The sequence below is a fragment of the Falsigemmobacter faecalis genome, from assembly GCF_003863335.1.
GTDB classification, from domain to species: domain Bacteria; phylum Pseudomonadota; class Alphaproteobacteria; order Rhodobacterales; family Rhodobacteraceae; genus Wagnerdoeblera; species Wagnerdoeblera faecalis.
This window is the reverse complement of record NZ_RRAZ01000069.1, coordinates 1-4013: the sequence shown is the minus strand read 5'-3', so window position 1 is coordinate 4013 and position 4013 is coordinate 1. Positions and strand designations below refer to the sequence as shown.

The following is a 4013-nucleotide window of genomic DNA, read 5'->3' as shown; positions in this document are numbered from 1 at the left end:
ACCGGCTCCAGTCGCGGCCGGAGGAAAGTTCAGTGGCAGGTCACTAGGGATGTAGGCATCCACCGCATTGACGAACTGAGCTAAGCTGAAGGTCGGCCAATCACGCGGATAGAAGAACTCGTTTTTGAGGCGCCAAAGAAGCCTTCGCAGGCGGCATTGTCTTGGGAACTGGCCTTGCGCGACATTGACCTGACGAGCTCGGCTGCGTTGACGCGCTCCAGCCAGCCTGACCAGCGATAGTGGCCTCCGCGATCGCTGATCGGCCGCGCGTCGCTGTCTTCGATGGTATCCAGCGCCGCGTCCAACATTGTGCTGGCCAGCTCCGCGTCAGGTTTGGTGCTGATGGCCCAACTTACGACTAAGCCATCGAAGCAATCGATGATCGGAGAGAGATAGGGTGATAGACATGGTTGGAGATGATTAATTCCGTCAAGCGCCCAGATCAAGTTTACAGAGGTTGAAGGATGTATCCGTCAAACGTATGAAGTCTCGCGTTTTGACCATGCAGCGCGGCTTCAACGCGCGACAATACTTCCGAGGTCGAAATCAGCACTTGCCTCTTTTGCGTCGCGATCCTGGCGCTTTCTGCGAGGAAGGCCGCCAGATCATTTTCATCCATCTGCTGCTGACCTGGCTCATCAAAAACTACAAAGCCGATATGGTTCGTCTCCACGTGCTTCGATAGCTCGAGTAGAGCTAAAATATATGACCATTTGAGTCGCACGACATCGCTCGCCGATGCTTCGAACGTTATGTCCTTAACGATCAGCTCGCCGTCCTTTGTCGCGGTCCGGACTTGGGGCCGGAAGTCTTCGTCGGAGAGTGTGAAGCTGTCGATCTTGAATGAGGAGAAGTGGAAGCTCTTCAAAAGACGCTGCAAGATCAACTGCAGAAGCTGTTCCTTTCGTTTGTCCTGCTCAGTTAGTGAGACCGGGCCGACATCGGCAAGCTTCTTCTTCACCTCGGCCCACTCGCGAGCGATGGCACGAAGCCCGCTGACCGCACCGTCGACCTTCTCCTGTTGTGCGGCCCATCGGTCCAAGCGCGCTTGCAACCGCACGATCTCTTCAAGTTCCGATCGAGAGGTGCTTGGGCTTGGCCTCAGCAGGTCCTTTTTCAATGAACGGATCCTCGCTCGCAGCTCATGCTGTTTGTCGAGAAGAGACTGATGTCTAACACTTATTACGTTCAATGTTTCGCTAACTGATCCAAGCATCGACTTGTAGAGTTCTAACTGGGATCTGATAAAGGCAATATTCTCGTCTAGACCCATGGCGACGCGGCTCACGGTGGGGAAAAGTTCGGTTACAACGTCCTGCTGGCAAGTCGGGCAAATGTGCTCCATCGACACCATTCCCAAGTTCGACCCGAGCTTCTGAAGCTTTTTCGCATCCAGATTTCGCTGCAGATCAAGTTCTAAAGACGCGACACGGTCCTCGAATGCACGCTTCTCGCTCAAAGCAACCTGATAGTCGTGCCGCAGGAGCGGGACCTGCGCACTCAACTCGGCAATAGCTGCCTCGGAAACGCTTAGCTCTTTGGTGAGGGATTCAGAGGCGTCTTCAACCGTCACGAACTCGGCATCATCGAACTCGGCCACTCTGCGCTCGAGGCTTTCGGCTACGACAGACAACGGCTGCCATTCTTCATCTTGGTAGATAGATAGGTAGACTGGGCTATCCTGTCCGAAGCTGGCTGTCGGCTCGATGGGTAACCCATCGATACGAACCAATGAACCGTGACCTGAGACCAGCTCTTTGCGCACGGCTCGATACTTGGTAGCAGCGACAAGGAGTTCTTTCTGCAACTCGCCACGCTCACGCCGGACTTTTCCCGCATCTAGGTCAAGGATAAACTCCATTACGCGCCTATGGAGGTCCTGGACGCCGAAAAAGGTTGGCAAGGGGCCTTGGATTGCCGACCATCCGCGCTTTTGTTCGACGAAGAACATCGGGAAGAGAGTCTCTATGTAGAGCGGCCTTTCATCACCGTTGAAGTAAGGAACTACAGGCAAATCCCAGCCGATAAACCTTGCGAGAAAATGATGGAACCCGTCCTCGTTAGCCGCTGAGCCTTTGTCGTGCAGGAAGAAGTCTCGCTCTTGTCCTTTCAGTTGATCCACCTGATCGATCGATCGATCCCATGTGCGAACAAGACCAGCTCTTGAATTAGGATCCGATGGAATTTCCCTACGGATGGTAACTACCGCCCCTTGAGAGTTGCGGAGCTCCAAAGCCACGTAAGATTCAATGACAGCATCGTAACTAGATTCCTTGGACTGCTGAATTCGTTCACGCATGGCATACGGGAGCGGCACGTCTAGCTTAGACGTCAGAGATCGCTCGAGGCCTAATCCATAAATGATCGCCATTAGGGCGGTTGATTTTCCAGAAGTATTGTCGGCTTGGATGACATTCAGGCCATCGGAAAGTGCAATGTCCGCGCCAAAGATGCGGTCAGCAGTAATCGAGCGCAGTCGAATGTGTTGAATGGTAATCACAGCAGGCGTTTCCCCGTCAGCAAGAGCTTATTAACGAAGCCCTCTGTCAATTTCTTTGCCGGTCCGGACAGAAACGCCCGTTCTTCCACTAGAACATCTTCTTGGCCATCAACCGCCAGCGCTGCCTTCAATCCGGCCTCAGTCAGGATTAAGGTTGTGCGTTTGCTACTTACGCCCCAAATTGCAAGTTTCTCTCCGACCACGAAATCTAAGGCGCGAGTAAAGGCTGGCTCCACTCTGAGCACGTAGCTCAAGGCGTCAGATCGTCCTTCGACTATGTTTACCAGGCTCTCTCTCGATTTCGGTGTGCGGATCGCATCGTTCAGGACATGCAACTTGGCGAAAGATGCCTTCTTCCCCTGGCAGTGAAGAAGGGCGAGCAAAATGACGGATACTCGCCACGCGATACGCATGTCACCTCCGCAAGGCTTCGCACGGCCACGGAATAAAACTGCTCCTTCGCTCATTTGCCAGTTCCCACAACGGCTTCAAAGTCTAACGGGCACTCGATCAACCAAGTGCCGATCTGACCAAGCGCTAAGGCGCGAACTGTGGTAGGATCAAGGGTAGGCAAGGCTTGAGACAGCGCCTCGTAAAGGCGGTCTTGTTCCGCAATAAGGATTTCGGCCGGCTTGCCCGAAAGAGACCCGATCGTCTCAAGGCGTTCTTCTTCCAAGGCAATAGTTGTCTGCGCAATGTCCCAAAGATTGGGCGCATCCCGCTTCAATTGTTCGAGTGCATTCTCGGAGCGGATATGGCCTGTGACAAATCTACGCTTCTTCTCTACCCTTCGATCATTAGCGTCGGAAGCGAATGCCCTTCCGAGCTTCCCGTCCAGCGCTCCAGAAATAGCGTTGGTTTTGAGTATTACATCTTCCGCGGCGGGGGACATCAGTCTTACCGCGATCCCACGCGCACGGTGCCTAAGTTCAGCGATCTCAGGAGCGAAGTCTTCCTGACAGTGGACCAACCCAATAAAATCGGAGGCAATATAACTTAGTCCGAGCTTCGCTTGTTCCTGCGCCATCCTAGTCACATACTCAATCACCTCTTTATTGTCCAAGAACGGGGTCAGCAAAATCCATCGCCGAATCTTCAGTTCGCCGAGTAGGGACGCGATCTTCGCGGAATTAGTGTTCAGTTTCGCAAGGTCTCGGCCGGCTTTCGCCCGCATCGCGCTGGCAGCCTTTGCGACATCACTGACTTCCTCTGGTGCATAGCACTGATAAATGCACCCGTCGGTCGTGAAGCATTCGATACCAGCATCGCCGTGGACCTTTGCAGGCACGGCCTGAACATTTGCAGGTCCGTGCCTCAAGCGTATGAGGTTCAGTGCATACACTTCCCACTCTCCCCCATCCCAGGCACGTTGATATTTTTCAATCATTTTTCTAAAACACCGGACAAAATCTAGAGCAACGTCAATCACCGGTGTCGATACGTCAAGGCTCGATAGCTGTAACCGGGGTTAGCAGGCTGCTGAAAAAGTCAGGGTGGCAGAATATTTTAGCTG

At 53.5% G+C, this 4013-nt stretch carries 3 protein-coding genes and 1 pseudogene; all 4 read right to left on the bottom strand.

Going from position 1 to position 4013, the window contains the following annotated elements; genetic code table 11:
• Positions 1–401, bottom strand: a pseudogene (locus tag EG244_RS19830) (transposase); the annotation flags it as partial.
• Positions 402–448: 47 nt separating this feature from the next.
• Positions 449–2500, bottom strand: coding sequence for an AAA family ATPase (locus EG244_RS19825; protein ID WP_124966880.1), 2052 nt, complete (start codon positions 2498–2500; stop codon positions 449–451).
• Entirely contained in the window at positions 2497–2913 is a 417-nt protein-coding gene (locus tag EG244_RS19820; protein WP_124966879.1) for a hypothetical protein, read from the bottom strand. Before EG244_RS19820 ends, EG244_RS19825 begins: the two co-directional genes overlap by 4 nt.
• A gap of 50 nt (positions 2914–2963) precedes the next feature.
• The gene (locus EG244_RS19815) at positions 2964–3887 is read right to left on the bottom strand and encodes a hypothetical protein (RefSeq protein ID WP_124966878.1); all 924 of its coding nucleotides are present in this window, start codon (positions 3885–3887) and stop codon (positions 2964–2966) included.
• Positions 3888–4013: the final 126 nt, after the last annotated feature.

Coding starts and splice junctions, on each gene's coding strand:
- EG244_RS19820 (WP_124966879.1), bottom strand. CDS start 2,913: ATGCGTATCGCGTGGCGAGTATCCGTCATTTTGCTCGCCCTTCTTCAC.
- EG244_RS19815 (WP_124966878.1), bottom strand. CDS start 3,887: ATGATTGAAAAATATCAACGTGCCTGGGATGGGGGAGAGTGGGAAGTG.